The following is a 26,275-nucleotide window of genomic DNA, read 5'->3' on the forward strand; positions in this document are numbered from 1 at the left end:
GGATGTCTGCTTGTCAACACCCAGTGCCGTTTGTCGAAATCGCGCGCTTCGTTCGTGGTTTTTACGGATCGTTTCCAGCATATAGTATGATATGCGATTGAGACACCTAGACTCTGGCTAAAACCCTGACGGTCACAACCTCATTGTGCGTGATCGTTCGGGTTTCTATTCGTCTGACGGCAAATTTCCTGTGTTAACTCTTGAATATGCGCCGTTTTCTCGAACCCACGGGCATAGCCTACAAAATCGCTTCATTATATATAACCCGTAGGAGGCGGCGATATGCGATCAAGGGGGATCTTGCATGCGCTGAGCTGGGCGCTGCTGGTAGCCGTGGCGCTGCTGATCGGCCCGGTCGCGCGGCAACTGCCCGCGGTGAACGGCAATCTGGCGGCTGATGCCTACGGCGGATGGGCGGGCGTGCTGCGGGTATGGGTATGCGGGGGCTGGGCGCCGGGCGGCGGCAGCTTTATCCCCTGGTTGAACGGCTGTGCGGCGCGGTTTGAGCGGCGGCATCCGGGCGTTTATGTGCAGATGCAAAGCGTCAGCGCGGACGCGATTGCCGCGTTTTTATCGGGCGAGTTGGGACCGCCCGACGCGATCCTGTTCGCGCCGGGCATGCTGCCGTCGGGCGAAGGGCTATCGCCGCTTGCCGCGCCGCCGGCGCTGCGCGAGGCGTTGACGAACGTCGGGCTATGGCAGGGCGAGTTGCGCGCGCTGCCGGTGGCGCTGGGGGGGTACGCCTGGGTGCTCAATCAGTCCTTGGTGCAGGCGGTGCCCCACGACTGGTCGACGCTACCCGCGCCCGCGCCGGTCAAGAAGCAGCCGCGGTACCTGATGCAGGTGCCCGCCGACCAGCCTTACCTCAACTGGTCGGGCGCGCTGAACGCACTGTGTGCGCCGCGGCAAGTGGGCGTCGAGCCAAGCCCCGCGCCGCGCGCCGGGCAGGGTATCGACCTGGGACTGCCGATTGCGTCCGAGCCCACGCCCGTGCCCCCCGAGCCTGCGACCCAGACCGTGCTCTGCCGCCTGCCCGCGCTGCTGCCGGGCGATTTTCGGGCGGGCGCTTCGGCGTATGAGGCGTTCCTATCCGGCAAGGTGGCCGCGATTCCGGCCACACAGCGCGAGATTCGGCGCTTGCAGCTGCTGTCGGACGCCGGACGCGCGCCCAATTGGTCGGTGGCGGGCGGCGGCGGCGCATTCAGCGATCAACTGCTGATGGCGGGGGTGCCGGATGGCGCGGATGAGGCCGAGCGCCGGGCGCTGGCGCGCGCGTGGGTGGATTGGCTGCTGCGCGACGATTCGCAGGCGGCGCTGACGGGGATTCGTGCGCTGCGCGTGACGACGGGGGATGCTTTATATGCCGGGCAGATGGGGATGGCGGAACTCGAGCAGGCGATGGGCGGACGGCTTGAGGCGCCGAATGCGTTCGATACGCACTGGCGCGAGAGAGAGGCGGCCGAGGCGGATCGGTTGGTAAGGGAATCAAGGGCTGGATGACGGGCGATTTTACGGAGCAGGGACGGGGAGACGTTGGTGGCTCCGCCCCCAAACCCCCGCTCAAGGGCTCCGCCCTTAAGAATCCCTTCACCGCTCACGCGGGGACCGTTATGCTCTCCAGCGCCGCCGCCGTCTCCGGAATCTTTTTCGCCAGATCCCGCGCGATGCGCTCAAGCGCCGCCCGGTCCTCGCCCTCGATGCGCAGCGTCATCTGCTCCGCGGTCACCGACTTGCGCATCAGCAGCCAGCCGCCCTCGAGTTCCACGCGCACGCCGTCCATCTTGCTGATCGGCCTGCCTGCGTAGGCCGCTTCCAACCGATCGAGCAGCGCTTGCTGCCGGTCATACGCATACGGAATCCGCAAATCCGGCGTGATCGGCGGGCACACCACATCGGCCAACGCCTCGCTCATCCGCCGCCCGGAGCGCTTCAGCGCCTCGCCCATGAGCAGCCCCGCGAACAGCGCGTCGTCGTAGCCCAGCTCGCCGAAGAAGAAGTGCCCGCTGACCTCGCCCGCCACCGCCGCGTTCAGGTCGAGGAAGCGGTGCTTGATGAACGTGTGGCCGCTGCGCTCGGGCGCCGGCGTGCCGCCCATTTCCAGGATCGCGCGCCGGACGACCGAGGAGGATTTCTGGTCGTACACCACCGCCGACGGGCCGTCCTTCAACAGATGCCGGATGAACAGCACCAGCGCGCGCTCGCTGGCCACCGCCTCGCCCCGATCGTCGACGAACACCGCGCGGTCGCCGTCGCCGTCGAACGCCACGCCGAAATCGGCCGCTTCCTCGATCACCTTCGCGCGCAGCGCGTCCAGCTGGCCGTGCTCGGCCGGGTTGGGCGTGCGGTTGGGGAAGCTGCCGTCGGGCTCACAAAACAGTTCCGCCACCCGGTAGCCGGCCTGACGGAAGGCCGCGGGTGCGACCTTGCTCATCGCGCCGTTGCCGGCGTCCACCACCACCACGCCGCGCGCCGCCGTGCCGAACCGCGCCTCGAGCGAACCCAAGTAGGCCGGCAGGATGTCGAGCGGCGAAACGCCGCCTTCCCCGTCCCGGAAGTCGCCCGATTCGGCGATCGCGCGCAGCGCGTCCATCTCTTCGCGCGTCACCGGTCGGTCGCCCAGCATGAACTTGATGCCGTTGTATTTGGCCGGGTTATGCGACGCGGTCACCATCGCGCCGCCGTCCGCCGCGCCGCCATGGATTGCGAAGTACATCATCGGCGTGGCGATCGTACCCATGTCCTCGACCCGCGCGCCGCCTGCGACCAGCCCCTCGACCAATCGCGCCTTGAGCGCGGGCGTGGACAGCCGCACGTCGCCGCCCACCCGGATGCGGGCCGACGGTACGAGCGTCGAAAGCGCGCGCCCCACGCGGTAGCCGTCCGCCTCGAACAGCTCTTTGCCGTAGACGCCGCGGATGTCGCAATCCTTGAAAATGCTCATCTTGCCTCCAGCTTGTAAAGCCTCGCGCAGTCCTCGCGGAATTGCGCATAGGTTTCGTCATATTGCCGGGTCCACGCCTCCACCGGGTCGACGCTGCGCTCGTAGCGGATCATCGCCCGGGCGGCGCCTTCAAGCGTGCCGAAATGCCCCAATGCCGCCAGCAGCGCCGAGCCCATCGCGGCGTCGACCACAGCGGGCACCACCAGAGGCCGGTTCAATACGCTCGCGCGGATGCGCAGCCATAGATCGCTGCGGCACGCGCCGCCGGCCGCGCAGATCGTAGGTCCTATCGTGCCGCCCAGCGCCTGCATGCGCTCAAACGCCAGCCGCTCCGCAAACGCCACGCCCTCCATCAGCGCGGGGTACAGCTTCCCATGCAATATGTCGCCGCGGTAGAACGCCTCGGCCTCCGGATCGACGAACGGGAACCGCTCACCGCGCCCGGTCAGCGGGTAGCAGCGCGCGCCGGTCGGCACCAGCGCCTCGGCCGCGCGGTTGAGCTCGTCGAACGGCCGATCGCCCCGGGCGGCGTTCAGGCAGCGCCCGCCGATGTTGGACGCCCCGCCCAGCATCCACGAACCGTCGGGCAGCATGTGCGAGTAGCTCGAGCCGTTTTCGTCGATGATGAGCCGCTCGGTCACCCCCTTGAGCACGAAGGTGGTGCCGATGATCGAAGCCCAGTTTCCGGCGCGCACCGCGCCCGCGGCCAGCGCCGAGGCGTAGCCGTCCGTCGAGCCGCCCGTCACCATCGTGCGCGGGGACAGGCCCAGCCGCGCCGCCGCGGCCTTCGTAATCGGGGCGATCGGCGCGCCGGGGCGCACAATCCTTGGCAGCTTATCAAGCGCGAGCCCGAGCGCGTCGTGTAAGACGTCAGGCCAGCGCCCGTCGATCAGGTCGTAACCGGTCTTGAGCGCGTTGGAGTAATCGCTGACGGCGTACTCGCCGCACAGCAGGCCCACCGCATAGTCGGCCTGGTGGGCGAACACGCGCGTCTTGTCGTAGATGTCGGGGCGGTTGCGCATGACCCACAGGATGCGCGGCAGCGAGAACGACGCGTTGAACGTCAACCCCAGCTTGTGCTCGTACTCGTGCATGAAGATGCCCGTCTCGATGGCCTCGCCTTGGGCGCGCGGATCGTTGTACATCAGCGCCGCGCAGAGGGGGCGATTGTCCGCATCCAGCGGCACGATGGTGCCCGAAGTGCCGTCAATGCTCACCGACGCGACATCCTCGGGTGACAGCCCGCCTTCCTTGAGCATGGCGACCGACCGGGTGATTGCGACCTCGATCGCCGCTTCCCAGTCGCCTGGCGACTGCTCGTACCAGCCCGGCGTGTCCGCGATGTTGATCCGGTCGAACGCCACCGAATGCGCGGCGCGCACGCCGCCAACCTCATCGACGACAACGCAGCGCACGCCCTGCGTGCCCACGTCCAGGCCCATAAACAGCATAAGCCATCCCTCCCGCCGTATTGACCACAGCGTACCCCGTTTCGGGCGCGCTGTCAAGCGGGAATCGCCAATCTCCAAAAATCTACCCCGCGTTCGATGTTCATTCCCGCCCCTCTGTGATATACTAGGGAAGCGCTGATTAAAGCACGCGTGCGGCGGCGCGCTGAATTTTCGTCAGATTGCGCTTGCAAAATCTGAAGGCGCAGCGGCGCTGCGTCGAGGATTTTGCAGGCGCAAGATGGCGCAAAGGCAGCCGCCTCCGCGCGTGGGATTTGATCGGCGGTTACCTGGACGGACCGAAAGGGGTGAACGTCTTGTTTGAAATCCACTCGGATTACGTGCCGCGCGGCGACCAGCCGCAGGCGATCGATCGCCTGGCCGAGGGGCTGGCGAACGGACTTAAGCATCAGGTGCTGCTGGGCGTGACCGGCTCGGGCAAGACCTTCACCATGGCCAACATCATCAAACAGGCGCAGCGCCCGGCGCTGGTAATCGCCCACAACAAGACGCTGGCGGCGCAGCTGGCCGCCGAATTCCGCGAGTTCTTCCCGGACAGCGCGGTCGGGTACTTCGTCAGCTACTACGACTACTACCAGCCCGAGGCCTACATCCCCTCGACCGACACCTTCATCGAAAAGGACGCCTCGATCAACGACGAGATCGAGCGGATGCGCCACAGCGCCACCGCCTGGTTGGCCGATCGGCGCGACGTGGTGATCGTGGCCTCGGTCAGCTGCATCTACGGCCTGGGCGACCCGCGCGAGTACGCCGGGCTGTCGGTGTCGCTGCGCGAAGGCGAGCGGATGGACCGGGAGGATCTGATCGAGCGCCTGATCGACATCCAGTACAGCCGCAACGATTTCGAATTCGAGCGCGGCACCTTCCGCGTACGCGGCGACACGGTGGAGATCATCCCGGCGTCGCACACAAGCAAGGCGCTGCGCGTGGAGTTTTTCGGCGACGAGATCGAGCGCATCTCGGAGATCGACACGCTGACCGGCACGCCGATGCGGCACATAAACTACGAGACGATCTTCCCCGCGTCGCACTACGCGACCTCACGCGAGAAGATCACGCGCGCCCTCGAAAGCATCGAGCGGGACTTGGGCGAGCAGCTTGAGCATTTCCGAGAGAACGGCCAGCTGCTCGAGGCGCAGCGGCTCGAGCAGCGCACCCACTACGATATTGAAATGATGCGCGAGCTCGGCTACTGCAACGGCATCGAGAACTACTCGCGCTATTTCGACGGGCGCAGCCCCGGCGAAGCGCCGTTCACCTTGCTCGACTACTTCCCCAGGGACTTCATCGTGTTCATCGACGAGTCGCACGTCAGCGTGCCGCAGGTGCGCGCCATGTACAACGGCGACTACGCGCGCAAGCGTTCGCTGATCGACTACGGATTCAGGCTGTCGGCCGCCGCCGACAACCGCCCGCTCAAGTTCCACGAGTTCGAGCAGAAGGTACATCAGACGATCTACGTCTCGGCCACGCCCGGCCCGTACGAGCTGGAGCGCGCCGAGCAGGTCGTCGAGCAGATCATCCGTCCGACCGGGCTGATCGACCCCGAGATCGTGGTGCGCCCGGCGACGGGCCAGGTGGACGACCTGCTGGGCGAGATTCGGGGCGTCACCGAAAAGGGCCAGCGCGTGCTGGTGACCACGCTGACCAAGCGCATGGCCGAGAGTCTGACCGCCTATCTGCGCGAGATGGACGTGAAGGTCGAGTACCTGCATTCGGACGTGGAGACGCTCGAGCGCATACGGCTGATCCGCCAGCTGCGCCTGGGCGAGTTCGACGTGCTGGTGGGCATCAACCTGCTGCGCGAGGGGCTCGACCTGCCGGAGGTCGCGCTGGTCGCGATATTGGATGCGGATAAGGAAGGCTTCCTGCGCAGCGAGACCAGCCTGATCCAGACCGTCGGCCGCGCCGCGCGCAATGTGGACGGCCGCGTAATCATGTACGCCGACGACCTGACCGACTCGATGGCCCGCGCGATCAACGAGACCGGCCGCCGCCGCGCGATTCAAATGGCCTACAATGAGGAACACGGCATCAAGCCCGAGAGCGTGCGAACGGCGGTGCGCGAACTGATGGAGGTCACCCGCGCGCCCGAGCAAGGCGCCGCCGCCGACAGCCTCGACGATGACGAGCGCCGCATGGCGATCGACCGGCTGGAGGACATGATGCTCGCCGCCGCCGGCGACCTGGACTTCGAGCGCGCCGCCAAACTGCGCGACCAGCTGCTCGCGCTGCGCGGCGAAAAGGTCATGGCCTCCGGCGAGCGCCCGCGGCAGGGACGCAGGCGGAAGCGGTGAAGCGGAGCGAATGGGTGCCTATGCCCCATCCTCCGTCGCCGCCTGATGCTTGTACTTCCCCTTGAAATGGCTCGTCATATACGCGTGTTCCTCGCTGAGCTCCGCGAACAGCGCGGGGGCCTGCCAGTGCTGGTTGGTGGGCGTCAGCACCGCCTTCAGCTGCACGGGGGCCAGCTTCTTCGACCGGAACGCGGCCAGCAGCTGGTCGATCTGCCCGCCGGTCATGCCGGCCATCAGCAGCATCTCGCCGGCGAGCTCCTCGCCCTCATAGGGCGCGTCGACCGGCTCCATATCCTTTACGCCCGCCAGCACCCCCAGCGGCTGCGCGTAATCCTCCGGCCCCACTGATTTAATCGAAAACCGCAGCGGCAACAGCGCGTGGAATATCTCCCTGCGCCGCTCCTCGCCGCGTATCCCAAACAACAAAACCGTCGCCGCCATTCGTGGCACCTTCCCTTCGTCCCGGCAAACGCCGGTCTCTTGCATACATAACCGCATCCGGAGGCGGCGAATCAAGGTAATACCACTCGAAGCCATGAACGCGTTCATCAGGCGAGTGGTTTTTCGTCCCGGCTTCGCCTGAGAGCCTCGGCATAGCGGCGCTACGCCGAAGCTTTCAGGCAAGGCGGTAACCCCCGCAGGCCGTACCCAACTCATTCCCCTCCCAGGAGGGGTACCCGCAGGCGGGGTGGTGCCCGCAGGCCGTACCCCACTCATTCCCCTCCCAGGAGGGGTGCCCGCAGGCGGGGTGGTGGCCCCCGCAGGGCGCAGCCCACTCCATTCCCCTCCCAGGAGGGGTGCCCGCAGGCGGGGTGGTAGCCCCCGCAGGCCGTACCCCACTCATTCCCCTCCCAGGAGGGGTGCCCGCAGGCGGGGTGGTGGCCCCCGCAGGGCGCAGCCCACTCCATTCCCCTCCCAGGAGGGGTGCCCGCAGGCGGGGTGGTAGCCCCCGCAGGACGCAGCTCACTCCATTCCCCTCCCAGGAGGGGTGCCCGCAGGCGGGGTGGTGGCCCCCGCAGGCCGTACCCCACTCATTCCCCTCCCAGGAGGGGTGCCCGCAGGCGGGGTGGTTCCCCCGCAGGGCCGTCCCCCCAAGCCCCCGCCCCGGCTTCTCGAGCCCTGCCACCAGCCTCACCACCCCGTCGCTCCGCGCCACCCCTCCAACGAGGGGAATGGCTTGAAAAGGCCCCAGCCGTACGGCTGGGGCCTTGGGGTACCTGGGGTTACGCCGCGGGGATTTCCTCCACCGGGGCTTCCTCGACGACTTCCACGACTTCTTCGGTCTCCTCGACCGGCTCGGTCACTTCGGTCTCGGGGATGATCTCTTCCGCACCCTTGATCTGGTTCGCTACCGTGAACTCGCAGCTCACGCTGATGCCGTTGTGCGCCGTGAAGGTTACGCTCGTCTTGCCTTCCTTCAGGCCCACGATGTAGCCCCTCGTGCCGCGGGTCGCAATGGTGGGATCTTCGATCTTCCAGCTGCCGCCCAGGATCGTCGCCTTCGCAGGCGTCACCACCACTACGCGGGTGAGCACCTTGCTCTTCTTGCCAATCTTCACGGTCAGCGGGTTGCCGTCAAAGTCGATCCACTTCTTGCCCTGCTTGTATTGCAGCTTGACCTGCTCCGCCATCTTGCGGATCACCACGAGCTGCGTGACGGTCTTGCCGTCCACCTTCGCGGATACCGTGATGCGCGTGCTGCCGGCCTTCTTCAGGGTCGCTACGCCGTTCGCATCGATCGACAGCAGCTTCGACTTGCTGGACTTCCAGCCGGTCGCGGTGTAGCCCGGTACGCTGAAGGTCGCAGTGCCATCGGTCAGGTTCAGCACATACACGCTCCTCTTCTTGTAGGGCTTCGCGTCGAACTTCGGGGTCTTGGTGTCAACGCTGATCTTCTTCTCGGCGGGCACCGGCGCTTCCTTCACGGTTACCGCCACGGTGCCGGTCTTGACGTCGGCGCAGCCTTCGGCGCTCACGGTTACGAACACATTGTACACGCCGGTCGCTACGTCCTTGATGTTCAGGGTTACCTTGCCGTCGGAGCCAACGCTGGCAGAGAATCCGGCCACGGTGCCCTTCGGCGCGTCGCCCGTACGGGTCGCGTCGACGGTCGCGGTCAGCGCGACGCCAGTCGCGGCAAAGTCAGCGCGGTTGCCGATGGTGCCCATGTCCACGGAACCGGTGGTGCCGGGGACTTCGTAGGCGGCGGGGGTGCTGTCGGCGTAGGTGATGGCGGTCGGCTTCTCCGCGATCTTCAGCACATTGCCGTTGATCGTGCGGGACTCGTCCATTCCGCTAATCGAACGATTGCTACGAACAGCAATTCTCCAAGTGTAGCCGAAATCACTGATGGTCCTGTTGCCGACATCGGCAATGGTCATGCTCACGACGCCCTTGTTGTCAACCGTGAACTTGGGGTTAAGGGCTGTGAAGGTAGCAGGATTGCCTGACGCGCCCTCAACCGTAACCTTGTAGTAGTAGTTGATCTGGTCGTAGGTCTCGCCTTCGCCCGCAGTCAACTTGCCCAACTCAACGGTCAGGGCGGAATTCTCCACCGCCGCAAAGTCCTTAGTGGACGGAGTGTACACCGGAACCTTCTTCGGTTCGGCCGGGATCGTCGTGGGATCGGCTTCGACGGTCACAATGGCCGTGGCTTTTACGCCGCCGACAGTGGCCGTGATGGTGGCCGTGCCCGCCTTCACCGCGGTAACCTTTCCAGCGTTGACCGTGGCGACCTTCTCGTCACTCGATGTCCAGACCTCGTTAACATGCGCGAGGACATCAGCCGGCGTTACGACCAGTCCGAGATCCTGCTCATCGCCAATGCTCATGGTCAGCGCCGCCGGAGAGAGCTTCGCGCTGGTAACCTTGGCCGGTACGACCGTCACTTCACAGGTAGCCGTAATGCTACCGGAAGTCGCGGTAATGGTGGCCTTGCCCGGAGCAACAGCTGTCACTTTGCCAGTGCTGGCATCAACCGTTGCGAACGCCTGCATGTCGCTAGTCCAAGTCACCGCTCCGGTCACGCCAATCGGGAGCAGGGTGGCCTTCAGTTCGAGCGTCTTGCCCATTTCCAGCTCAGCGCTGGTCTTGTTCAGCTCGATCTTGGCCAAGGCCAGAGCAAAGGTTACTTGTTGCGTCGCGTTCTCAGCGCTCACGTTGGTGCCCTTGAACGCCTTAGCGCGGATCGTCGTGGTCTTGGAAAGCTTGAGCGGGGTGCTGTACAGTGCGCTATCCTTGGTCGGCGTGGTATCGTCCAAGGTGTAGCGGATCTCAGCATTCGCCGTCGTCGTGGTTAGGGTGAACTCGCGTTCGGTAGTCAAGGTATCCGAAATGGTTTCGGCATTCCCTGCCACAGGTACCAAGCCAAGGACAGGGGCCTGCACCGTCGAGGTCGGACGATCGATTTCAACCTTGACCGATGTCTTCACCGGATGGCCATCGGCCGCGTTGGCCACCGTCGTGGCGGTTACGTAGGCAGAGTTGTCCGCGCCCGTAGCATCGTCGTACTTCACGGCGGTCAAAAGACCATCCGCAGTAACGGCGAGCTTGCTCTCAGGGCTGGTAGACCACTTTACTTTGTCGTTGTTGACTGCCGCACCAGCAGCACCCTTAACAACCGCCGTAACCTGAAGGGTCTCGCCCTCTTTGATCTTGGCGCCAGTGTCAAGCGGGGAATCGCCAGCCTTAATGACTAGGGTTTCGGGTTTCACTTCGGTCACAACAGCCTTTACGCTGTCGGTAAAGCCGCCGTCGACCGTCTTCACCGTAATGGTCGCTTCGCCGGCGTTGACGCCGGTGATCTTGCCATCCTTGGCAACCGTAGCCACATTGGTGTTGCTGCTAGTCCAAGTGACGTTCTTGTTCGTTGTGGTGGCAGGCGCCCAGATAAGCGTCGGCGCGGCTACTTCGGCAACACCCGTAATAGCAACCTTGCCATCCGCATCAACAGAAGTAGCACCCTTGGTGATCTTGATGCCAGTCACCGCAACAGCACTGGTATAGATCTCGGTGACAGACTCGCTGTCGGTCATATCGACCTTTTTGGCCTGAGCCGTTATGATGTAGGTCTTACCGACAGGCACCTCATAGCTGAGAGCTGCGTCTGCGCCAAGTGTCTCAGTCTTGACGACACTACCATCAGCGGCATCCTTAACGGTATACGTTATCGCCGCACCAACCGTCGAGCACGAAACCTTGACCGTGCGATCCGCCACATCGGGCTTCGTGAATGTGGTGGACTCCGGCGTGAACACGGGGGTCGCCACCTTAGCCGAAGCGGGGGTGACCGTCACGACGCAATCCTTGTAGAAACCGCCCTTGTCGCTTGTGGCACGGATGGTCGCGGTTCCTTCGTTTACACCGACCACAACGCCAGCGGTCACAGTTGCGACAGTGGTGTTCGTGCTGGTGTAGGTGATGCCCTTCGCATCGTCAAATACGTTTTCGGGCAACACAGTGGCCTTCAGCGTGAAGCGCTCGCCTTTGCGGACGGTCGCACTCGTCTGATCCACCGTGATGCCGGACACGGCAGGCTCGGTCACGGTGACCGTAACGACCGCATTCAGCTCGCCCCATACGTTCGCGAAGGTGATCTTCTGCTTGCCAGCCTTCAGACCCTTAACGGTGTAGGTGCCGTCATCGTTCAGTGTGTTGCTGATGACAGCGCCAGTCGCTATTGTTTCCAGCGTGGCAGTTACTGCCTTATCAAGCTCGGCGGTTCCTTCGGGGGCGGTCAAGGTCACGGTGACCTTGGCTTCCTGAGAGCCGGCCAGGTTGATGGTCGCGGGCGTGGCCGTCAGCGCGGTCGCGGCCAAGCGGAACTTGAGCGCCTGACCAGTAGCGGCATCTGCACCCAGCGTACCCGGGGTAGCGTTGCCAAAGTACGCAATGGCCTTCACGGTCGTATCCTTGCTCACTGCGAAGGGCGTGTTGTTGTAGAGCTTACCGATGCCGGCGGCTTTATCGGGGGTCTTGCCATCGGTCGTATAGTAAATCTCAGCGCCCTTTGTCGCGGTGGACAGGGTCACGTTTACGGGAGTCTTGTAGCCCATTACGTCAGGGGCAGGATCCTCACCCTTAACAATCACGACTTCCTTGCCGTCGGTGGTCAGCACGACCGGGCGAACCGTAGTAAACGTAGTCGGTTGAATTACGTAAAGCTCGGTGTCGACCGCCGGGGTGCCATCGGCTTTCTTCGCGGTCGAAGTGAACTGCACCTTGACAGTGCCTTCTTTAATGCCTTCGAGCAAGCCCTTGGAGCTTATGGTCGCGATGGTGCCGGCAGAAACCGACATACCAAAACGATCCCACGCTTCCACAATCCGCCAAGAACCGGTCTGGTCGCTGGTGGTAGTGGGCGCCCAAGTCACCGCAAGCTGCTCGGCCTCGCCGATCTGGGTCGGGTAAGCTTGGAGCTTCTTGCCGGCGTCGGAGGGGTCTACAACGTGGGAATCCACCTGGCTGGCGTCCAATGCATTGATGCTCACACTAGTGGGCAACACCGGGTTGACTGTGATCTTCAACGTTCTGGCGTAGCCACCCGCCTTGGCCGTGATGGTCGCTTCGCCGACCTTCAGCGCTTCGACTTTCGCGTAATGGGTGCTCTTGGTGGGATCAGTAGCGGCGTCATTCGCGCTACCGATCGAAGTCACCTTCACAACAGCTTCGTTGTTGCTCTCCCAAGTGACGACTTTGTCGGCCGTTATAGTGATCCCATTCGTGCCCTGGGCGGGGGTGAGTTCCACCGTCAGAGCCGAGTTATTGCTAGCATCGGTCAGTGTACCAACGACCATCGTGTTCTTGTCGTGGTCGATGCCCGTCACAGCGGTGCCGTTCCATTTGATGGGCGTACTCATGGAATCGACTGGCTTCGTCGCCTTTACGGCGATTACGGAAGATTTGTCAGCGGCACCCGAACCCTTCTGCATGTCAATAGCATAAGCTGTGGTGTCAACCGCGTCAGCGGTATAGACCACCAACTTCGTGTCAGTAACCGCCGGCGTAAACTCGGCATATAACGTATCGCCTTGCACATACGTTTTGCCCGCCGCCAAAGTCGTGGTTTCCAAATCAACTTTGACAACGCCCGTTAGCGCATTGGCAATACTGCCGTTGTTGAGCTTATTGCCCGCGAGCAAGAAGTGACCCAAAACAAAGTTCTGGTACGTCTTCCCCGCTTCGAGGATAAACTCGGTCTTTTCCCGGACAAAGGTCACGATAGGACCCACTGCCTTAGGAACCGGCGCAGCCATCGCCGCGCCCGTAAAGAGCGTGGACAACAGCGTCAGCACCAGTACCAGAGATAACCACCTTTTGGTCATGGATTAAACACCTCCATAAAAATGTGGGATACCGATAGGCGTATCCTATACGATACCAATTATAGCCAGATGAAATGGAATTGTCAACAAGTATTTACAATTTTTTGCGGGCTTAACCTGGGCCGGAGGGGATCGGTTCCGGTCTATCCATATAATAGGAAGTAATTTCTCCGTCCCTCTCCTTTTTCCCTGCTCCGGCATTTTATTTAACGAAACAATTGTCTCAGAATCGAAATAACCGACCAAAGTCTGCGCGCTATGTTGTGGTCGCTCCTGTGGGCAAGCACAAAATACAGCCGGGTGAAGGGCGGCCGCGGCGCGCGAATATGCCTTCGGCACGTGAAATGCACCCGCGCATATAGAGTGGAACAGACCAAGGTCTGCCCATTCCCCTCCTCGGAGGGGTGGCGCGGAGCGACGGGGTGGTGAGCCTGATGGCAGGACCAGATGAAGCCGGATAGGACGGGGGACGCCCTGCGGGGGTTACCACCCCGCCTGCGGGCACCCCTCCTGGGAGGGGAAGTGGGGGGATACGGGCCCGCGGGGCACCACCCCGGCGCTGCGCGCCATCCCTCCATAAAGGGGAGGGCATTGCCGCTGCGCGGTGTGAAATGTACCTGTAATACGTGAAATGCGCCATGCGCGTGAAATGTGCTCACGCGCATGGGATGGGGGCGAGCGAGACCGGCCCTATCTTCCCGTTTGGAGGGGATTCGTTCTGCGCGGCTTGAGATTTATGGGTCTACGCCAACAAGCTTTAGGTATTGTGCCGCGGTGATCGTCTGGGGCGCTCCAAATCGAGCCTCGGGAAGTGTTTATCTCCGCTGATGATGTCCGCGTCGGCCAAGATCGCCGCGTTGAGAATTGGCTGATCCTTCGGGTTTTCAGGGTATTCCGGCGCGGCGACCAACTCACAGCCCCTCTCCGCCAGAAAGGCGTCGATATCGCGCGATGTCCCGGGACATCGCGCGACCCGCAGATGTTACGATCGCTCAAGACGAGTTCATGGTTCCGTGCCGCGTGAAGCAGGGCAAGCGCCGGCTTGGCGTGCGGAAAGAGCAGCGCCGAAATTAAGATGTTGGTATCCGTAAGTATCTTCATGGCCCCAATTCTCCCCGTAGCGCGCTTCGTCTACCAGGGCCGAACGTCTTCGTCGCTTGCTACGCCCATCTGCTGTGCCACGCCGCGCAGGGCGTTCTGCGCCTTGAAAATCGCGCTCTCCGAGGCGTTGCCGATGACGATCTCTCCATTATCGCGCCTGAGGAACGGTTATAAGCAGACGGCGCATCGGCGCGACCGATATTGATTCGCCCCGTCCGCTTGCGCGGACGGGGCGACGCTTATCGCACCTTCTTCAAATACTGTTGCAACTGCTTGCCGTACTTCTTGATGGCCTTGAGCGACTGGTTGTCCACGGCCTTCTGCGTATTGTTGCGCAGGCCGGTGAGCTTCTTCTCCTGAGCGCCGGTCAGGCCGCCCTCGGCAAGGCGCTGGTCGGCGCGGGCGATCAGGCTCTCGGCGGTGGCGGTGGCGCCGGCCAGTTGGTCGGCGTTTTGCTCGCCCTGGCCGCCCCCGCGGCCGCACATGTCGCAGATGCCGATCGTGGACGCCACCTTGTCGGTGGACGCGCCCTTGAAGTACTCGATCACGTCCCCATAGGGGGGGAAGCGCAGCGGGTGACCCTCGGGCAGGTAGATCGTGCCATAGCGCCTGACGGTCTGGCAGTAGGGGCCGGGGGCCTTCTTCGAGCGCGCGCACAGCTCGATCGTGCGGTGCATGTTGCATGGCTCGGTGGGCTCCGTGCCGGCCAGGTAGTAGTCGGTCGTGATGCCGTAACCGTTCACGTCGTGCATGCAGGCACGGGTGGGCTTCATGCCCGATACCGCGCAGGCGTCGGCCTTGACCAGGCCATAGTTGGCGGGGCTGCCCGGCATGATCGGCCGATCCTCGGTCGCGCCGGTCATGCTGTGCACCTTCTGCATGATCGCCGCCCACAGCGGAGCCGCGTAGGCGCCGCCGGTGGAGTTGGAGGCCAGCGGGGCGAAGGTGTCGCTGCCGATCCACACCGCCCCGGAATAGTAGCCGGTCATGCCGGCGAAGGACACGCCGCGGTAGTCGCTGTGGGTGCCGGTCTTGCCGGCTACGGTCATGCCGCCGAAGTTGGCGCGCTTGCCCGTGCCCTCGTCGGACACGCACTGGCGCAGCACGTTCACCAGCATAAAGGCGGTCGATTCCTTGAACACCTGACGGCGGATTTGAGACTGGCGGGCGTCGATGTACACTGAGCCGTCGGGGGCGATCACCTTGGTGAAGGCATAGGGCTCGAGGTACTGCCCGCCGTCCGCAATCGCGCCGAAGGCGGCGGCCATCTCGATCATCGTGGGGTTCGACGCGCCCAGCGCCAGCCCCGCGCCGGTGGGCGAGATGTTGGCCTTGCTGATGCCCAGCTTTTGCAGGTAGTTGACCGAGTTCTCGATGCCGACGTAGCCAAACAGCGTCTGCGCCGCGGCGGTGTTGTGCGACTTGACCATCGCCAGGCGCATCGACTCGACGCCGTTATAGGAGCCGTTCTCGCTGAAGTTGGCGGGATAGCCCTTGACGCTGTCCCAGCCCTCGATCTTCAGCGGCGCGTTGATTACCGGGCTGCCCGGCGAGTTGCCCAGGTCAAACGCCGGGCCGTAGACCGAGAGCGGCTTGATCGACGAGCCGACCGGCATGGGCGATTTGTACGCGCGGTTGAGCTGCTTGCGCTGCGTGGGCTCGGCGCGCCCGCCGATGATCGCGACCAGTTCGCCCGTGTGCCAGTCCATGACGGCGGCCGCGGCCTGCGGCTGCGCCACCTTGAGGAATTCACCGTTGCCGAGCGGGGCCTTGGTCGACTGGTCCTTCTTCTGCCGGGTGGTGGGGTAATCCTTCCAGTCGGTGACGGTCTGCTGCACGGCCTTTTGCAGCGCCGGGTCGAGGCAGGTGTAGATGCGGTAGCCGCCGGTGCGCAGCTTGTTCTCCATGGCGGCTCGGTTGGTGGCGTTATCGCTCAGGCCTTCCATGCGCAGCATGCGCGTGACCACGTCGTAGATGGCGTACTCGACGTAGTAAGCGTTGTCGTACATCCGATTGGGGAAGGCCGATTTCTCGAGCACGGACAGTCTGTCGTTGAGCGCGTCGTTGTACTCTTCGAACGTGACGCGGCCCTGCGCGTACATCTTTTGCAGCACGCTGTCGGTCTTTTTGTCGAGGATCTCGGGGGTGGGCGGCTGCTTCTCGTAGTAGTTGCGGCGGGGGTTGTACCACCAGGGGTCGCGGATGATGCCCGCAATCGCCGCGCACTCGCGCAGACTGAGTTCGGAGAGTTTCTTGCCGAAATAGTCCATCGCGGCCACCTTGACGCCGTAGTTGTTGCCGCCCAGGAAGATGGCGTTCATGTAGGCCAGCAGAATCTGGTCCTTGGTCAGGTGGCGCTCGAGCTGCAGCGCCAGGTAGGCCTCTTGGAGCTTGCGCTTGTAGTTGGGGTCGAGGCTGAACATGCTGACCTTGACCAACTGCTGGGTGATCGTCGAGCCGCCCTGCGCCGTGTCTTTGAACAGGTTGCTGACCAGCGCGCCGAAGATGCGCTTGACGTCCACGCCGTTGTGGCTGTAGAAGCGCTGATCCTCGACGGCCACGACGGCCTTCTTGAGATTTTCGGGGATCTCATCCCAAGTGGCGTCGATGCGGTTCTCGCTGCCCTTGAAGTCGGTAATCAGATCCCCGTTGCGGTCGTAGATGAACGAGGTCTTGGCGGTGGCGCTGAAGGCGTTCAAATCGAGTTGGGGCGCGGTTTCCACCCACGCCTTCGCCACGCCCATCAGCACGCCCGCGCCGGTGACGCTCAAGATCAGGATCGCGATGAACAACAGCTTGGCCGTGGTCAGGATGACCGACAACAGGAAGTTGCCGTCGCCGGTGCGCGGTTTGAACAAGCTCATGAATATTCCTCCTGGCGGGATCAGGTATCGCAAGTATAGCACAAAGGGGCGGCGCAGGGTATCTTTCACGCGTTAAGTAATCTGGTCAAAATCTGGCGCCCGCCCGCATAAAATGGAAAGCCATATCATTATTGACGAAGCGGTGAGGCGAATGGTTGCACGCGGCGCGCGCCGAGGCAGGACGGTCCTGTGGGTGCTGATGGTGTTCTTTATACTGCTGGCCTCCTTTATCGCGTGGGGAACGCACAACCTGACGCCGGTGATGATCGCGATGGCCGAGGCGCGCGCGCGCCAGCTGGCGGTCGAGGCGATCAACAACGGGATATTTGAGGTGATGGTCAAGGGGCGGGCCGTGGGCTACAGCGACCTGATCGAGGTGGTGCAGGGCGAAAACGGGCAGGTGTCGATGCTGCAGGCCAACACGCTGCTGATGAACGAGCTGGCCAGCCGCGCCGCGCTGACCACCCAGCGCAATCTGCAGGCGCTCGAGCAGGCGGACATCAGCATACCGTTGGGCGCGGCGCTGGGCATGCCGCTGCTGGGCGGCGCGGGGCCGCTGGTGCCGGTCAAGGTGGCGCTGGTCGGATCGGTGACCACCAAGTTCGTAACCGCGTTCGAGACCGCGGGCATCAACCAGACGCGCCACGAGATATCGCTCGAAGCCTCGATGCTGGTGCGGGTCGTGGTGCCCACCGGCGCGAATTCCGTGATGGTCACGGCCTACGTGCCGGTCGCCGAATCGATCCTGGTCGGGCAGGTGCCGCAGACGTATCTGCGGGGGGACGGGGTCGCGGCGTTGCCGCTGGCGCCCTGACGGGCGGCGGGGCCTCGAAAGCTTTCCGCCCGGTTGCCCGTTCGCCCGCTTCGCGGGCTCCGGGCGGTCGGGCGGAAAGCTTTCGAGGCCGTTTTGGTTACGGGGGAACGGGGCCGCCTTCCTGAATTTCCTGCGGGAAATTCCGGGCGGAAGGCGGGGGTACGGGGGTGACGGGGCCGCCTGCCTGAAAACCCTGCGGGGTTTTCCGGGCGGCAGGCGGACGGGAAGCGATTGCGAGTCGGTCGGCTGCGGCCTCCCTTGGTCGCAATCGCATTCACGCCCCCGGTACATGCCCGTGGGCGCGTTGTGACGGGGGCTTCGGCCCCCCATTCCCCCGGGGTGGGGAACGGGGGAACGAAAAAGCGAAGGAACGAAGAAACGAGGGAGCGGAGGAACGAAGAACGAAGAAACGAAAAAGCGAAAGAGCGAACGGCGAGGCGCTTTGCGCCCGCCGTCGGGGCGGTCTTCGGTCGCCTGCCGTGGCAAACGTGTCATGCGGGCGGCCCTTCCCATTCCCCTCCCAGGAGGGGTGCCCGCAGGCGGGGTGGTGGCCCCCGCGGGGCGTAACCCAAGCCCCCGTACCCGCTTTCTCGAGTCCTGCCATCAGGCTCACCACCCCGTCGCTTCGCGCCACCCCTCCGAGGAGGGGAATGGCTCCCTGCTTATTCCCCTCCCAGGAGGGGTGCCCGCAGGCGGGGTGGTGAACTTGACGGTCGCACAACCGCAGCCCCGTTACGCGCATAAGGGATGCGCCTGCGCTCGGCCCATAGCCGCCCCTGCGCTCGGGGGCCTTCTTTGTGCATGCGCAGGCGAACGCCTCGATCCGCCCCTTGACTTTTCCCCGCGCAATCGCTAGAATGGAGGTGAACATACATTCGGCGAGGTGGGGTATGGATCGGTCGCTTGCGTCCTTTGCGCCCGCGGTGGGACGGTGGTTTGAGGCTTGCGTAGGGGAACCGACCGCGGTGCAGGCGGAGGGGTGGCCGGTGATTGCGGCGGGCGGGCACGCGCTGATCAGCGCGCCCACCGGCACAGGCAAGACGCTGGCCGCCTTTTTGGTGTTTCTCGACAAGCTTCACGGGCTCAAGCAGGCGGGGGCGCTCGAGGATCGGCTCTACGTCATCTACATCTCGCCGCTCAAGGCGCTGGGCAACGACATCCAAAAGAACCTGCGCCGGCCGCTCGAGGGCATCCCCTGCCCCGAAGTGCGCGTGGGCATCCGCACCGGCGACACCGAGGCGTCCGAGCGGCGCGCGATGCGCAGGCACCCGCCCCACATCCTGATTACCACGCCCGAGTCGCTGTTCCTGCTGCTGTCCTCAAAGACCGGGCGGGACATGATCCGGACGACCGAGGCCGTCATCCTGGACGAGCTGCACGCGATCATCGACACCAAGCGCGGCGCGCACCTGATGCTGTCGCTTTCGCGGTTGGACGCGCTGTGCGGGCGCAGCGTGCAGCGCATCGCGCTGTCGGCCACGATCCGGCCGCTCGAGCGCGCGGCGCGGTTCCTGTCGGTGTCGCCGGACGTGACCATCGTCGCGCCGGCGATCCGTAAAGACGCCGACATCCTCGTCACCAGCGCTTTGCCCGACATGCGCGCGCTGCCCGAAGCCTCGATCTGGCCTGAGCTGGCGCGCTCTGTATATGACCTGGTCAAGCCTGTACGCAGCGCGATCGCCTTTGTGGAGGGCCGCGCGCAGGCCGAAAAGCTGGCGCACGGCGTCAACGCCATTGCGGGCGAAGGCTTCGCGCGCTCGCACCACGGCTGCGTGTCAAAGGAGCAGCGGCTCGAGGCCGAGAACCAGCTGAAAAGCGGCGAGTTGAAGCTGATGTGCGCCACCTCGTCGATGGAACTGGGCATCGACGTGGGCGAGATCGACCTGGTCGTTCAGATCGGCTGCCCGCTCACGGTGTCGGGCGCGCTGCAGCGGCTGGGCCGCGCGGGGCACAACCCGGGCCGGACGAGCGTCATGCGCGTCTTCCCGCGGATGGCGAGCGAGATCGCCTTCTGCGGCATGACCGCGCGCTGCGCGCTGGACGGCGACATCGAGCCGATGCGCCCGCCCGAAAACTGCCTGGACATCGTGGCGCAGCACGTGGTGTCGATGGCGACGGCGGGGACGTACACGGTCGACGAGCTGCTGGATGTGATCCGCGGGGCGAGCAGCTTCCGCGGCATCGCGCGCGAGGACCTCGAGGGGGTGCTGCGCATGCTGGCCGGGGATTTCGAGCACGAGCGGGACCGCCCGGCGCGAGCGCGCGTGCTGTACGACCGCGTGCACGGCCGAGTGTCGGGCGACAACTACAGCCGCATGCTGGCCGTGTGCTCTGGGGGTACAATTCCCGACCGAGGTTGGTTCCCGGTCGTGCTCGAGGACGGCACGCGGCTCGGCGAGCTCGACGAGGAGTACGTGTTCGAGGCGCGCGTCGGCGACAAGTTCCTGCTGGGCGCGTTCGCGTGGCGCATGCTCGCGATCCAGAAGGACCGCGTCGTGGTGGCGGCGGCGTCCGCCGAGGGCGCGCAGACGCCGTTCTGGAAGGGCGACGGCCGGGGCCGCTCGTACGAGGTGGGGTTGAAGTTCGGGGAACACCTGCGCAGGCTTAATGAGGCGCATCTGACCGGCTCCATGGCGCGCGCGCTTGCACGGCTGCGGCTAGACGAGGCCGCGGCGGCGAACGCAACGCGCCACCTCGCGCGGCAGATCGAGCATGCGGGCTGTCTGCCGGACGACAGGACGATCATCCTCGAGCACTTCACCGACGAGGCGGGCGAGCACCAGCTGATGGTACACTCGATCTTCGGCGGGCGCGTGAACACGGCGCTGGAAATGCTGCTGCGGCACGCCGCCGGTCGGGCCACCGGCCAGGACGTACAGTCGTTCGCCGACGACGACGGGATCCTCTTGTACCTGATGGGCACGCGCGACATCCCGGACGGGCTGCTGTTCGAGATCGACCCCGATACCGCCGAGGAAGTCGTGCGGGCGCTGCTGCCGCAGACGCCGATCTTCACGATGCTGTTCCGCTACAATGCGGCGCGCGCGCTGATGATGGGCGTGCGCAAGGGCGGCCGGGTGCCGCTGTGGGTGCAGCGCATGCGCGGCGCGGAGTTGCTGTCGGACGCCGCCGCGCAGGACGGGCATCCGCTGGTGCGCGAGACGATGCGCGAGTGCATGGGAGACTTCCTGAATCTCGCGGGCGTGCGCGAGGTGCTGTCCCGCGTGCGTTCGGGCGCGATCGCCGTGCATGAGTACCATGCGCGCGAGCCCTCGCCGATGGCGCTGCCGCTCAGGCGTCAGGTCGAGGCCACGCTGATGTACGAGTACAGCCCGATCCCCTCCGCCGCCAAGCGCGCGTCGGAGGCGCTGCTGGAACGCGCGGACGCCATCACACCGGCCAAGGTGCAGCTGGACTTGCAGGCGGAGCGCAGGCATCAACCGGAAAATGCCGAGCGGCTGCACGCGCTTTTGATGGCCGAGGGCGACATCGTGGCGGGCGAGCTGGACGCGCCCGTCGAGTGGCTGACCGAACTTATCGACCGTGACCGGGCGTTGTACGTGGAGCCTGGGCTGTGGATCTGCGCGGAGCAGGCCGCGCTCTACGAGGCGGCGCTTCATGAAGACGACATCGGGGCGCGACAGCGCGTGGCGCGGCGCTGCCTGCGCTATCGCGGGGCGCAGGATGCGGCGTCGCTCGCGCAGCGCTACGGCTGGCCCGAGGCGGTCTCGGCGGAATTGCTGTCCGCGCTCGAAGCCGAGGGCGCGGCGATCGCGCACGAGGGCCAATACCACCACGCGGAGCTGTACCGGCGCGCGCAGCGCTCGACCGTAGCCATGCGGCGGCGCGAGGCCGAGACGCTGCCGCCCGAGCGGTACGCGGCGCTGCTTGTGGGCTCGCTGCGCGCGGCGGGCGGCCCGGCCGATCAGCTGGGGCGCGCCATGACGCACCTCACGGGCCTTACGTACCCGGCGGACCTGTGGGAAAACGTGATCCTGCCCGCGCGCGTAACCGGCTTTAGGCCGAAGCTGCTCGACGAGTTGCTGATGAGCGGCGCGTATTTCTGGAAGATCGAGGACGCCGAGCGGCTCTTAATCAGCTTTCACCGGCAGGACGAGGTCGACTGGGACGCGGGCGCGCCGACACCCGAGGGGCTGACCGGCGACGCGCTCAAGGTTTACGAGGCGCTGAGCCGGCGCGGCGCGAGCTTCGCCCACGCGCTCGCGTCCTTGCTCGGCGGCGCTTCGGCGCTGGACGCGCTCGGCGCGCTCGCCCTTAAGGGGCTCGTGCGCGCCGACAGCTTTGCGCCAATCCGCGCCTGGGCGGCGCGCACGCTCAGCGCGTCGAGCGCAAAAAAGCGCTCCCGCGCGCGCGTGGCGGCGCAGGACGCGGGTCGCTGGGAGCTCGTCAGACCGCTCATGGAACCGGGCATGGAGGAAAAACTGCAAACCGCGTTCGACCGGTACGGAATCGTCTGCCGCGAGACGCTGAGGGGCATGAGCTTTGAATCGGCGCTCACGGTGCTGCGCGTGTGGGAATACACCGGCCGCGCGCGGCGCGGCTACTTCGTGCGCGAACTATCGGGCGCGCAGTTCATCCGGGCCGAAGACTACGAGCGGACGCAGGCCTTATTGAAGCATCCGGACGCGTCGGTCGTATGGGTCAACGCCGCCGACCCCATGCAGCCCTACGGCAAGATACTGCCCCACGGCGAGGGCGCGTCGTTCCTGTGCGTGCCGGGTACGGCCGTGGCGCTGTCCGCCGGACGCGCGGTCGCGGTGTTGGAACGGCAGGGAGAGGTATTGCGGCTGTTCGACGAATCGGCGGCGGCGCCGGCGCTCGAAGCGCTCGCGCGCGATTTTGAGCTCATGCGCATCTTCTCAAGCGGCGAGCGCATCACGGTGAAGCAATATCCCGACGCCGCGCGCGAGGCGCTGGAAAAAGCGGGGTTTTTCAGGGAGATGCGCGATTACGTGCTGTGGCGGAAAATTCGGTAAAATGAGAGCCGCAGCGCCAGAAAAGACGCCGCGGCCCCCATCCCTACAATCCCGTCATTCCTGCTTGGAAAACTCGGACTTGTCCACGCCGCACAGCGGGCACACGAAGTCGTCGGGCAGGGCATCCCATGTGGTGCCGGGGGCGATGCCGTTGTCGGGATCGCCGGCTACCTCGTCGTAGACATAACCGCACACGTTGCACACATACTTCATGATTCGTCCTCCTTTCAATCTATCCGAGGGGTTCAAAGACCTCCGCGCCGTGCTTGCAGATCGGACAGATGTAATCCTCCGGCAGCACGTCGCCTTCATATATATAACCGCAGACCTTGCACACAAAACCCTTCTTTGCGGCGGGCTTGGGCGCGGGCTTGATGTGATCGTAGTAGTAGGCGTAGGTCACCGACGGCCGGTCGGAAAGCAGCTTTGTCTCCACGATGTCGGCCACGAACAGCGAGTGCGTGCCGTAGTCGAGCCGGTCGATCACCTCGCAGGACAGGTAGGCGTTGGAATGCCCGGTCAGGTAGTAGATGCCGTTGCCGCTGCGCATAAGGCCGCTCACGCCCTCGAACTTGTCGACGTCGCGCCCGCTCTGGAAGCCGTACCGCTTGAACAGATCGAACGTGGCCGACTGGTCGAGCACGCTTATGTTGAACACGCCGGTGCGCGCGATCATGTCGTGGGTCAGGTTTTGCCGGGACACGCAGATCGTCAGACGCTTGGGGATGTCGGTCAGCTGCGTCACCGTGTTGATGATGCAGCCGTTGTCCTTCTCCCCTTCGCGCGCGTTCAGCACGAACAGCCCGTAGCTGAGCTTGAACAGCGCCGGGATCTCGATCTTGCTCTCGTCATGCGCCGCCGCGTGCGCCCGTGCGCTCATCGGCAGCGTGGCCGCGATCGCGTCGGCCAAGCGGTTGATGTCGCCCCGCTGCGCCTCGGCCGGTTCGGACTTGATCGTCAGCAAGTCGCCCACCACGGTGTTCTTCTCGGGCAGCGCCTTGCGCATCAGCTCGCCCGCGGCGGGGGCCCAGGAGCCGTTCTCGATGAGCGCCACCGTACGGCCCGTGAGGTTGCGCGCGGCCAGCTCGTGCAGGAAATGCTCCATCGTGGCGAACACGCCCATGTTGTAGGTGGCCGAGGCCAGCACCAGGTGGCTGTAGCGGAACGCCTCCGACAAAAGGTAGGACGGATGCACCTTCGAAGCGTCGTACACGCGAACCTTCGCGCCCAGATCCGCAAGGCGCATCGCAAGCGCGACCGCCGCGTTCTCGGTGCCGCCGTACACCGAGGCGTACACCACGAGCACGCCCGCCTCCTCGGGCCGGTAGGCGCTCCACAGCTTGTACTTTTCCACGATCTCGTCGATCCGGTCGCGCCAGATCGGGCCGTGCAGCGGGCAGATCATCTTGATGCCGAGCGTGGCCGCCTTCTTGAGCACCGCCTGCACCTGCGGCCCGTACTTGCCCACGATGTTGGCGTAGTAGCGGCGCATCTCGTCGATCCACTCGCGCTCGATGTCCATCTCGTCGGCAAAGATGCTGCCGCCCAGCGCGCCGAATGCGCCGAACGCGTCGGCAGAGAACAGGATCTGGTCGGTTTCGTCGTAGCTGAACATCACTTCCGGCCAGTGCACCATGGGCGCGCCCAGGAAGCGGAAGCGGTGCCGGCCGGTAGACAGCACGTCGCCCTCCTTGACGATGTGCGTATGCGCGGCCACGTCGAAGCGGTAGAACTGGGCCGCCATCTGCGCGGCCTTGGCGGTCATGACCAGCTTGACCTCCGGGTGCCGCTCAACCACCTCATGCAGCGCGTAGGAGTGGTCGGGCTCGATGTGGTGCACGAACAGGTAGTCGAGGGTTCGGCCGTCCAGCGCGTACTCGAGGTTCTCGAGGAAGCGCGCGGCGATCGCCCGGTCGGCGGTGTCAAACAGCACCGTCTGTTCGTCGCGCAGCACGTAGGCGTTGAACGACGCACCCAGCGGCGCGGGGTACACGTTCTCGAACAGCGCCAGCCGCCTGTCGCTTCCGCCCACGTAGATCAGGTCGTCGGTAATTTGTCTGACGCAGTACATCGTAAACCCCTTTTCTTTCATGTATTGCGCTGCCGTCAAGCGCGCTTGCTTTGTATCGTGCGTTCGTAGGCGTCCATGGCGTCGATCCAGCTTGCGCCCACGCCCGCGCCCTGCTCAAGGCACAATTGATCCCACACCGCGTTCACAGGCAGGTTCTTGAACTCGTCGAGCAGCGCCAGGCGTCTGCCCAGGTTGCCTTCCACCTCGGCCGAAAGCAGCAGCGCCGTCGGCTCGAGCAGCGCCGTGAGCAGCGCCTTGCCGGCCGCCCTGAGGCCGATGATCCAAGCGGTCACGCGGTTGATCGTGGCGTCGAAGAAGTCGAGCCCCAGACCGACGTTTTCTTCCAGGATGCCCGCGCGCACGATCTCCTGCAACACCTGGAACAGACCGTCGTCCTGAATCAGGCAGTGGTCGCTGTCCCAGCGCACGCCGCGCGTCAGGTGCAGCATCAGGTAGTCGACGAACGGGTAGATCGCCGTGATCTTGTCGGCCGGGTTCTCGGACGGATGATAGTGGCCGGTGTCCATGGTCACGCCCACGCCGTGGCGCGCGGCATAGGCGATGTAGAAGTCGTGCGAGCCCGCCACGAAGCACTCGGTGCCGATGCCAAACACCTTGCCCTCGAGCACGTCGCGGGTATGCGCCTTTTCATAGGGCGTCTCAAAGATCCGGTCGAGCGAGGCCGTCAGCCGGCGGCGGTAGCCCGCGCGGTCGGCCGTATTGTCCTTGGTGCCGTCGGGCACCCACAGGTTGTTGACGCAAGGCTGGCCGAGCATTCGGCCGATGTCGGCGGAAATCTTGCGCGAGCGGATGCCCGCCTCGATCCAGTATTCGCGCGTGGCCTCGTCGGGGGAGGCCAGCGAGCAGCCGTCCTTCATGCGCGGATGGGTGAAGTAGGACACGTTGAAGTCGATGCCGAGGCGCCTATCCCTGGCCCAATCGATCCAGCGGCCGAAGTCCTCGGTATCGTACGCGTTGCGTTCCTTTTTATGGGCGGGCTCCGCGTACATGCTGTGCAGGTTGAGCTTGTGGCGGCAGGGCGAGAACTTGAACGCCTGATCGAGGTCGGCGCGCATCTCGTCGCCATTGCGCGACGCGCCAGGATATCCGCCTGTCACCACGTTTTCGCTGTGCACGCCGGCAAACTGCTCGAAACCCTTGACGTCGTCGCCCTGCCAATTGTGTACCGATATCGGGACGCGCTTGAACGTGGCAATCGCCTGATCGGTATCCACGCCGTACGCCGCAAAGACCTGCTTGGCGCGCTCGTATTGCTCGCGTACGACGCGCTCGTCCGCCTGAAACATGGACAATCCCTCCTTTAGTCGCGCCGCCGAGGCGCGATGATCCAACTGAGTACGATTATAGCCGATCCGCCGGTAGATGTAAACAGGATAA

At 64.7% G+C, this 26,275-nt stretch carries 12 protein-coding genes; 4 read left to right on the forward strand and 8 right to left on the reverse strand.

What is annotated here, in order from left to right; genetic code table 11:
• Positions 1–282 precede the first annotated feature (282 nt).
• Positions 283–1,500 (forward strand): hypothetical protein, encoded by a 1,218-nt coding sequence (locus ACH6CV_RS14890; RefSeq protein ID WP_456359002.1) that lies wholly within the window; start codon positions 283–285, stop codon positions 1,498–1,500.
• 94 nt (positions 1,501–1,594) lie between these two features.
• Here the strand turns inward: ACH6CV_RS14890 and ACH6CV_RS14895 are convergent, their stop codons facing one another.
• Together ACH6CV_RS14895 and ACH6CV_RS14900 are read right to left on the reverse strand one after the other, a co-directional pair.
• A complete protein-coding gene (locus ACH6CV_RS14895; RefSeq protein ID WP_456359003.1) occupies positions 1,595–2,941 on the reverse strand; it encodes a phosphomannomutase/phosphoglucomutase in 1,347 nt (448 codons plus the stop codon).
• Entirely contained in the window at positions 2,938–4,392 is a 1,455-nt protein-coding gene (locus ACH6CV_RS14900) for an FGGY-family carbohydrate kinase (RefSeq protein WP_456359004.1), read from the reverse strand. The genes ACH6CV_RS14895 and ACH6CV_RS14900 overlap by 4 nt, the downstream gene beginning before the upstream one ends.
• A gap of 314 nt (positions 4,393–4,706) precedes the next feature.
• On the opposite strand from ACH6CV_RS14900, the gene uvrB reads away from it, so the two are divergent.
• Positions 4,707–6,707 (forward strand): excinuclease ABC subunit UvrB, encoded by a 2,001-nt coding sequence (uvrB, locus tag ACH6CV_RS14905; RefSeq protein ID WP_456359005.1) that lies wholly within the window; start codon positions 4,707–4,709, stop codon positions 6,705–6,707.
• An 18-nt stretch (positions 6,708–6,725) separates the two neighbouring features.
• Here the strand turns inward: uvrB and ACH6CV_RS14910 are convergent, their stop codons facing one another.
• From ACH6CV_RS14910 to ACH6CV_RS14920, 3 genes are all read right to left on the reverse strand, one after another.
• Positions 6,726–7,148 carry a DUF3783 domain-containing protein gene (locus ACH6CV_RS14910; RefSeq protein WP_456359006.1) on the reverse strand — a complete coding sequence of 141 codons (423 nt, stop codon included), beginning with the start codon at positions 7,146–7,148 and terminating at the stop codon, positions 6,726–6,728.
• Positions 7,149–7,930: 782 nt separating this feature from the next.
• Positions 7,931–13,030 carry an Ig-like domain-containing protein gene (locus tag ACH6CV_RS14915; protein WP_456359007.1) on the reverse strand — a complete coding sequence of 1,700 codons (5,100 nt, stop codon included), beginning with the start codon at positions 13,028–13,030 and terminating at the stop codon, positions 7,931–7,933.
• Between the two features lie 1,340 nt (positions 13,031–14,370).
• Positions 14,371–16,995 carry a transglycosylase domain-containing protein gene (locus ACH6CV_RS14920; RefSeq protein WP_456359008.1) on the reverse strand — a complete coding sequence of 875 codons (2,625 nt, stop codon included), beginning with the start codon at positions 16,993–16,995 and terminating at the stop codon, positions 14,371–14,373.
• Positions 16,996–17,146: 151 nt separating this feature from the next.
• On the opposite strand from ACH6CV_RS14920, the gene yunB reads away from it, so the two are divergent.
• Positions 17,147–17,809, forward strand: a complete 663-nt coding sequence (gene yunB, locus ACH6CV_RS14925; protein WP_456359009.1) for a sporulation protein YunB — start codon at positions 17,147–17,149, stop codon at positions 17,807–17,809.
• Between the two features lie 890 nt (positions 17,810–18,699).
• Positions 18,700–22,806 carry a DEAD/DEAH box helicase gene (locus ACH6CV_RS14930; RefSeq protein WP_456359010.1) on the forward strand — a complete coding sequence of 1,369 codons (4,107 nt, stop codon included), beginning with the start codon at positions 18,700–18,702 and terminating at the stop codon, positions 22,804–22,806.
• Positions 22,807–22,860: 54 nt separating this feature from the next.
• On the opposite strand, the gene ACH6CV_RS14935 is transcribed toward ACH6CV_RS14930, so the two are convergent.
• The 3 genes from ACH6CV_RS14935 to ACH6CV_RS14945 are packed head-to-tail and all read right to left on the reverse strand — an operon-like array spanning position 22,861 to position 26,184.
• Positions 22,861–23,019 carry a rubredoxin gene (locus ACH6CV_RS14935; protein ID WP_456359011.1) on the reverse strand — a complete coding sequence of 53 codons (159 nt, stop codon included), beginning with the start codon at positions 23,017–23,019 and terminating at the stop codon, positions 22,861–22,863.
• 19 nt (positions 23,020–23,038) lie between these two features.
• Positions 23,039–24,898 (reverse strand): flavin reductase, encoded by a 1,860-nt coding sequence (locus ACH6CV_RS14940; protein ID WP_456359012.1) that lies wholly within the window; start codon positions 24,896–24,898, stop codon positions 23,039–23,041.
• A gap of 14 nt (positions 24,899–24,912) precedes the next feature.
• Positions 24,913–26,184: an L-rhamnose isomerase gene (locus ACH6CV_RS14945; RefSeq protein WP_456359013.1), complete on the reverse strand. Its 1,272-nt coding sequence runs from the start codon at positions 26,182–26,184 to the stop codon at positions 24,913–24,915.
• Positions 26,185–26,275 lie beyond the last annotated feature (91 nt).

The organism is Anaerozeibacter quisquiliarum, from assembly GCF_051162045.1.
GTDB lineage: Bacteria > Bacillota > Clostridia > Christensenellales > Aristaeellaceae > Anaerozeibacter > Anaerozeibacter quisquiliarum.

Bases quoted from the DNA above. Each gene is read 5' to 3' on its own strand.
- ACH6CV_RS14900 (WP_456359004.1), bottom strand. From the start codon at position 4,392: ATGCTGTTTATGGGCCTGGACGTGGGCACGCAGGGCGTGCGCTGCGTT.
- ACH6CV_RS14945 (WP_456359013.1), bottom strand. From the start codon at position 26,184: ATGTTTCAGGCGGACGAGCGCGTCGTACGCGAGCAATACGAGCGCGCC.
- ACH6CV_RS14895 (WP_456359003.1), bottom strand. From the start codon at position 2,941: ATGAGCATTTTCAAGGATTGCGACATCCGCGGCGTCTACGGCAAAGAG.
- ACH6CV_RS14920 (WP_456359008.1), bottom strand. From the start codon at position 16,995: ATGAGCTTGTTCAAACCGCGCACCGGCGACGGCAACTTCCTGTTGTCG.
- ACH6CV_RS14890 (WP_456359002.1), top strand. From the start codon at position 283: ATGCGATCAAGGGGGATCTTGCATGCGCTGAGCTGGGCGCTGCTGGTA.
- ACH6CV_RS14915 (WP_456359007.1), bottom strand. From the start codon at position 13,030: ATGACCAAAAGGTGGTTATCTCTGGTACTGGTGCTGACGCTGTTGTCC.
- ACH6CV_RS14940 (WP_456359012.1), bottom strand. From the start codon at position 24,898: ATGAAAGAAAAGGGGTTTACGATGTACTGCGTCAGACAAATTACCGAC.
- ACH6CV_RS14910 (WP_456359006.1), bottom strand. From the start codon at position 7,148: ATGGCGGCGACGGTTTTGTTGTTTGGGATACGCGGCGAGGAGCGGCGC.
- ACH6CV_RS14930 (WP_456359010.1), top strand. From the start codon at position 18,700: ATGGATCGGTCGCTTGCGTCCTTTGCGCCCGCGGTGGGACGGTGGTTT.
- ACH6CV_RS14935 (WP_456359011.1), bottom strand. From the start codon at position 23,019: ATGAAGTATGTGTGCAACGTGTGCGGTTATGTCTACGACGAGGTAGCC.
- yunB (WP_456359009.1), top strand. From the start codon at position 17,147: ATGGTTGCACGCGGCGCGCGCCGAGGCAGGACGGTCCTGTGGGTGCTG.